At 71.0% G+C, this 6,126-nt stretch carries 5 protein-coding genes and 2 riboswitches; of the genes, 2 read left to right on the top strand and 3 right to left on the bottom strand.

Annotated features, from left to right (window positions below; translation table 11 throughout):
* From gcvP to gcvT, 3 genes are all read right to left on the bottom strand, one after another.
* Positions 1-2,260: aminomethyl-transferring glycine dehydrogenase (gcvP, locus tag VJ693_RS02995; protein WP_324151978.1), on the bottom strand; the 2,260-nt coding region annotated here is incomplete at its 3' end.
* 93 nt (positions 2,261-2,353) lie between these two features.
* A complete protein-coding gene (gcvH, locus tag VJ693_RS02990) occupies positions 2,354-2,728 on the bottom strand; it encodes a glycine cleavage system protein GcvH (RefSeq protein WP_324151977.1) in 375 nt (124 codons plus the stop codon).
* 90 nt (positions 2,729-2,818) lie between these two features.
* Positions 2,819-3,970, bottom strand: coding sequence for a glycine cleavage system aminomethyltransferase GcvT (gene gcvT / locus VJ693_RS02985; RefSeq protein ID WP_324151976.1), 1,152 nt, complete (start codon positions 3,968-3,970; stop codon positions 2,819-2,821).
* A 49-nt stretch (positions 3,971-4,019) separates the two neighbouring features.
* Positions 4,020-4,135: riboswitch (glycine riboswitch) on the bottom strand.
* A 16-nt stretch (positions 4,136-4,151) separates the two neighbouring features.
* A riboswitch (glycine riboswitch) is annotated at positions 4,152-4,246 on the bottom strand.
* A 70-nt stretch (positions 4,247-4,316) separates the two neighbouring features.
* On the opposite strand from gcvT, the gene VJ693_RS02980 reads away from it, so the two are divergent.
* Both VJ693_RS02980 and VJ693_RS02975 read left to right on the top strand, forming a co-directional pair.
* Positions 4,317-5,231 carry a toll/interleukin-1 receptor domain-containing protein gene (locus tag VJ693_RS02980; protein ID WP_324151975.1) on the top strand — a complete coding sequence of 305 codons (915 nt, stop codon included), beginning with the start codon at positions 4,317-4,319 and terminating at the stop codon, positions 5,229-5,231.
* Between the two features lie 77 nt (positions 5,232-5,308).
* Positions 5,309-6,106, top strand: a complete 798-nt coding sequence (locus VJ693_RS02975) for an enoyl-CoA hydratase (RefSeq protein WP_324151974.1) — start codon at positions 5,309-5,311, stop codon at positions 6,104-6,106.
* The last annotated feature ends 20 nt before the right edge of the window (positions 6,107-6,126 follow it).

Genomic DNA, 6,126 nt, shown 5'->3' with positions numbered 1-6,126 from the left:
TGACCATGCCGACCGGATGCTCGCCGTTGACGACGTCGCCGAGCCCGCCCGGCAGGAACTTCGCCAGATGCGCCTTGACCGCGACCGGTCCGACGCCCGGGCCGCCCCCGCCGTGCGGAATGCAGAAGGTCTTGTGCAGGTTCAGGTGCGACACGTCCGAGCCATACTTGCCGGGCTTGGCCACGCCGACCAGCGCATTGAGGTTCGCGCCATCGGTGTAGACCTGTCCGCCGTGCGCGTGGATGGTGTCGCAGATCTCGACGATCGCCTCCTCGAACACGCCGTGGGTGCTGGGGTACGTGATCATCAGGGCGCCCAGGTCGGCCGCGTTCGCGGCGATCTTCGCCCGCAGGTAGTCGAGGTCGACGTTCCCGTGCGGATCGGTCGCCACGACCACGACCCGGTAGCCGGCCATGACCGCGCTGGCGGGGTTCGTGCCGTGGGCGGACGCAGGGATGAGGCAGACCTTCCGGTGGCCCTCGCCGCGTGACCGGTGCCAGCCGCGGATCGCGAGGAGGCCCGCGTACTCGCCCTGGGAGCCCGCGTTGGGCTGCATGGACACGGCCGCGTATCCCGTGCACTCGACCAGCATCTTCTCGAGCTGCGCCACGAGCTCGCGGTAGCCCTGCGCCTGGTCCATCGGGGCGAAGGGGTGCAGGTGCGCGAACTCGGGCCAGGTGATGGGGATCATCTCGCTGGTCGCGTTCAGCTTCATCGTGCACGAGCCCAGCGGAATCATGCTGCGGTCCAGCGCGAGGTCCTTGTCGGCCAGGCGGCGCAGGTAGCGCAGCATCTCGGTTTCGCTGTGGTGGCTGTTGAACACCGGGTGCGTCAGGAAGGCGCTGGTGCGGCGCAGCCCCTCGGGCAGGCGCAGGGCCACGCCCTGGGCGTAGTCGTCGACGCTGGGCAGCGTCTGGCCGGCGGCAGCGAACCAGTGCCACAGCGCGGCGAGGTCGGCGCGCGTCGTCGTTTCGTCCAGCGAGACGCCGACATGCCGGGGCGAGACGCGGCGCAGGTTGGCGCCGGCCGCCAGCGCGCGGGCGATGACCTCGTCGGTGCGCTCGCCGGTCTCGACCGTCACGGTGTCGAAGGCGAACGGGTTCGTGACCTTCAGGCCCAGCTTGGCCAGCCCCTCGGCCAGGATCGCGGTGTAGCTCGCCACGCGCGTCGCGATGCGCTTCAGGCCCTCGGGGCCGTGGTAGACCGCGTACATGCTGGCGATGACCGCCAGCAGCACCTGCGCGGTGCAGATGTTCGAGGTCGCCTTCTCGCGGCGGATGTGCTGCTCGCGCGTCTGCAGGGCCAGGCGGTACGCGGGCGCGCCGTGCACATCGACGCTCACGCCGACCAGGCGGCCCGGCATCGAGCGCTTGAAGTCGTCGCGGCAGGCCATGTAGGCCGCGTGCGGGCCGCCCGCGCCCATCGGCACGCCGAAGCGCTGGGTGTTGCCGATCACGATGTCGGCACCCCATTCGCCCGGGGCGGCCAGCAGCGTCAGCGCCAGCAGGTCGGCTGCGACGATGAAGGCGGCCTGCTTGGCATGGGCCACCTCGACGACCGCGCGCATGTCGTGGATCAGGCCGTCGGTGGCCGGGTACTGTGCAAGCACTGCGAAGTAGTCGTGCTCTTCCATCAGCTTCGGTGCGAAGCCGACCAGCACCTGCAGGCCCAGCGGCTCGGCGCGGGTCTTGACGACCTCGATCGTCTGCGGGTGGCAATCACCCGCGACGATGATCGTGTTGCTCTTGCTCTTGACGCTGCGCTTGGCCAGCGTCATCGCCTCGGCCGCGGCGGTGGCTTCGTCGAGCATCGAGGCATTGGCGATCGCCATGCCGGTCAGCTCGGCGATCATGGTCTGGAAGTTGACCAGCGCTTCCATCCGGCCCTGCGAGATCTCGGCCTGGTAGGGCGTGTAGGCGGTGTACCAGGCCGGGTTCTCGAGGATGTTGCGCAGGATGACGCCCGGCGTGTGGGTGCCGTGGTAGCCCTGGCCGATGAAGCTCTTGAGCACCTTGTTCTTCGCCGCCACCGCGCGCAGCTCGGCCAGCGCCTCGGCCTCGGTGGCCGCCGGCGGCAGGGCCATCGGCGTGCTGCGCGCGATCGAGCGCGGCACGATCGCATCGATCAGCGCCTGGCGCGAGGCGGCGCCGATCACGCTGAGCATGCGCGCCTCCTCGGCACCCTCGGGGCCGATGTGGCGGGCGACGAATTCGCCGTGGTTTTCGAGGGCGTCGAGGGGGGTATGGGCGTGCATCAGCATGGCGCAGGAAGGGCGGGAGGGGGCAGGGCCGGCCGCGGCGCACATCGCCGTGGCGCCGGCCGGTGGCTACAGCGGGGAACGCGGGAGAGGGGGTTACAGCGTCTTCAGCAGAGCGTCGTACGACGGCGGATCCATCAGCTCGTCGAACTCGGCCATGTTGGTCACGTGGACCTTGAAGAACCAGCCGTTGCCCATCGGGTCGGTGTTGGCCAGCGCCGGGTTGGCGCGCAGCTCCTCGTTGACCTCGACCACCTCGCCGCTGACGGGCATGTAGATGTCGGCCGCAGCTTTGACCGATTCGACGACGCCGGCGACATCGCCCTTGGCGTAGGTCTTGCCGACTTCGGGCAGGTCGACGAACACCACGTCGCCCAGCGCGTCCTGTGCATGCAGCGTGATGCCGACCACCGCGGCCTCGTGGTCTTCGATGTTGATCCACTCGTGGTCGGCGGTGAATTTGGTCGTCATGGGCGTGGCTCCTCGGGAAATGGGGTGGGGTGGGCGAAGGTTGATTCAGGGCGGGCCGACGGTCAAGGCCGTTGACCCGGGGGCCGGTGTTCAGCCGCGGTGGTAGCGGTGCGGCGCGAAGGGCATGGGCGCCACGCGCATCGGCAGGCGCTTGCCGCGCACCTCGGCAAAGACCTCGGTGCCGACGCTGGCATGCGAGGTCGGCAGGTAGGCCATGGCGACCGGCTGGTTGACCGTGGGGCCCAGCGTGCCGCTGGTGACGATGCCGAGTTCGGTGCCGTCGGCAGCGACCAGCTTCGCGCCTTCGCGCACCGGCGCGCGTTCCAGCCCGATCAGGCCGACGCGCTTGCGCAGTGCGCCGCCGGCGAGCTGGGCGTCGATCACGGCGGCGCCGGGGTAGCCGCCGGCACGGGCGCCACCAGCGCGGCGCACCTTCTGGATCGCCCAGGTCAGTGCGGCCTCGACCGGGGTGGTGCTGGTGTCGATGTCGTGGCCGTACAGGCACATGCCGCCTTCGAGGCGCAGCGTGTCGCGGGCGCCCAGGCCGGCGGGCTTGACCTCGGGCTGGGCCAGCAGCTCCCGGGCCAGCGCAACGGCCTGGCTGGCCGGCACCGAGATCTCGAAGCCGTCTTCGCCGGTGTAGCCCGAGCGGGTCACGAAGCAGGCGGCACCGGCCAGCCTGACGCCGGCACCGGTCATGAAGGTCAGCGAATTCACGGCCGGGTTCAGGCGCGCCAGGGCCTGCGCGGCCAGCGGGCCCTGCAGCGCCAGCAGCGCGCGCTCGGGCAGCGGGCGAACCTCGCAGCGCTGGCCGATGCGGGCCTGAAGGTGGGCGATGTCGGCGTCCTTGCAGCCTGCGTTGACGACGACGAACAGATCGCCGAAGGCCGGTGCGTCGGCCGCCCCGGGGCGGGTGATCATCAGGTCGTCGAGCAGGCCGCCTTGCTCATTGGTGAAGAAGGCGTAGCGCTGCTTGCCGGCGGCCAGGTCGATCACGTCGACCGGCACCAGCGTTTCGAGCGCCGCGGCCGCATCGGGGCCGATCAGGCGCAATTGGCCCATGTGCGAGACATCGAACAGCGCGGCGGCTTCGCGGCACTGCTTGTGCTCGGCCATCAGGCCGGCGGGGTATTGCACCGGCATCGCATAGCCGGCGAAAGGCACCATGCGGGCGCCGAGTTCGAGGTGCAGGGCGTGCAGCGGGGTCTGCAGCAGGGCGGAGGCGGGGGCGGCAGCGGACATCGGTGAGATCCTGTGTCGAGGGCAATCCAAGGAACCTGAAACGGTCGGAAATGCCCTCGCTGTCCGCTTTACCTGAGAGATTGACGGCGCCGGCTGGGTGGCCGGTTGCCGCTTGCCCCTTCGGTGGACGGGTTCCGGGACCCGTCTCTCTCCAGTGAGGAACGCCTCGCATCCTGACGCGAAGCGCTTGCCAGTCCTTTTGCCTGAGCGTTCGAGGGGTGTACGCCCTCTGCGCCTTCGGCGGCCCCGGATGGGGCTCTCTCCTGGCAAGCGGGCAGTGTAACCGAGCCCCGTGCCACGCGGCGCTATGCTGGCGCGCCGCCCCTTGGCCACGATGCCGCTTCCCATGACCGCCGCCCAGGTCTTCATCAGCTACCGCCGCGACGATGCCGCCGGCTATGCCCGGGCGATCGCCGCGGAGCTGTCCGAACGCTTCGGTCCCCAGCGGGTCTTCATGGACGTGGACGACATCGCCGCCGGCCAGGGCTTCGCCGAGGTCATCGAACGGGCCGTGGCCGAGGCCGGCGTGTTGCTCGTGCTGATCGGCCGGCGCTGGCGCGGCGAGCGCGAGGGCGCGCCGGCCCGGTTGGACGAGCCGGTTGATTTCGTGCGCAGAGAGGTGGCCGCCGCGCTGCACCGCGGCCTGCGCGTCATTCCGCTGCTGCTCGACGGCGCACCGATGCCCTCGGCCGCCGAGTTGCCCGAGGAGCTGCGCCCGCTGGCCGGCCTGCAGGCGCTGGAGGTGGGCAATGCCCGCTTTGCCGGCGACATCGAGCGCCTGGTGGCCGCCATCGGCCTGCCTGCGGCAACCCGCCCCGCGGCGTGGCGGCGCCGCGCGCTGTGGCTGGGGGCGGCGGGCCTGGTGGCGGCGTTGGCCGGCGCCGCGGCGTGGAAGCGGCAGTGGGGGCGCTCGCCGGCGCGCCCGGCCGTCAACGGGGACTGGGTGGCCGAGGTGCGGTACGACTGGCCGAATGCGCAATACCGCGAACGCCTGCGCCTCGACGGTGAGGCCGGCGAGCTGCATGGCAGCGTCACCTTCCTGGGCGTCGCGCGCGGCCTGCTCGAAGGGCGCGTCGACGCACAGGGCGTGAGCTTCGTGACGCGCAGCAGCGAGATGGACGGCGCCGAGCTCGTGCACCACTATCGCGGCCACGTGGCGGCCGACGAGATCCGCTTCGTGATGCAGACCGAGGGTGGCACGACGCCCCATGAGCCGGTGAGCTTCGTCGCGCGCCGTGACGGCGGCCCGGCGGGGCCCTGACTGTTCGGGCGCAAGCCCGCCGCTTGCGCATGGGGCTACATTGGGGCCGATCACGACGGCCCGGAAGGAGAGCGCGAATGCTGACCGAAGACGACCCCTTGCTGCTGCGCCACGACGACCCGCGCGGTGTGGTGACGGTGACGCTGAACCGCCCGCAGGCGTTCAACGCGCTGTCCGATGGCATGCTGGCCGCGCTGCAGGCCGAACTGGATGCGCTGATGAACGACGGCAGTGCGCGCGTGCTGGTGCTGGCGGCGTCGGGCAAGGCCTTCTGCGCGGGGCACGACCTGCGCGAAATGCGGGCCCAGCCCTCGCTCGACTACTACCGCGGGCTGTTCGCCCGCTGTGCCAAGGTGATGCTCGCGATCCAGCGCCTGCCCATCCCGGTGATCGCCAAGGTGCAGGGGGTGGCCACCGCCGCCGGCTGCCAGCTGGTGGCGACATGTGACCTGGCGGTGGCCGTGCGCAGCGCTCGTTTCGCCGTCAGTGGCGTCAACCTGGGCTTGTTCTGTTCGACGCCGGCGGTGGCCTTGAGCCGCAACGTCGGCCGCAAGGAGGCTTTCGAGATGCTGGTGACCGGCGAATTCATCTCGGCCGAGGAGGCGCAGCGTCGCGGCCTGGTCAACCGCCTGGTCGACGACGCGGCGGCGCTGGATGCCGAGGTGGAGAAGCTCGCCGCCAGCATCGTCTCCAAGCCGCGCATCGCGGTGGCGCTGGGCAAGGAGCTGTTCTACCGCCAGCTCGAGGCGGGCGTCGAGGCCGCCTACATCGATGCCGGCCAGACCATGGCCTGCAACATGATGGACGAGGCGGCGCTCGAGGGCGTGCAGGCCTTCAACGAGAAGCGGCCGCCGGCCTGGGGCACGCGCCGCTGAGCGAGTGGCCAGGCGCGGCG

The organism is Ideonella sp., assembly GCF_035254525.1.
In the GTDB taxonomy this organism is placed as follows: domain Bacteria; phylum Pseudomonadota; class Gammaproteobacteria; order Burkholderiales; family Burkholderiaceae_C; genus Ideonella.
This window is presented reverse-complemented; position numbering and strand designations above follow the sequence as displayed.

Bases quoted from the DNA above. Each gene is read 5' to 3' on its own strand.
- gcvH (WP_324151977.1), bottom strand. From the start codon at position 2,728: ATGACGACCAAATTCACCGCCGACCACGAGTGGATCAACATCGAAGAC.
- gcvT (WP_324151976.1), bottom strand. From the start codon at position 3,970: ATGTCCGCTGCCGCCCCCGCCTCCGCCCTGCTGCAGACCCCGCTGCAC.
- VJ693_RS02980 (WP_324151975.1), top strand. From the start codon at position 4,317: ATGACCGCCGCCCAGGTCTTCATCAGCTACCGCCGCGACGATGCCGCC.
- VJ693_RS02975 (WP_324151974.1), top strand. From the start codon at position 5,309: ATGCTGACCGAAGACGACCCCTTGCTGCTGCGCCACGACGACCCGCGC.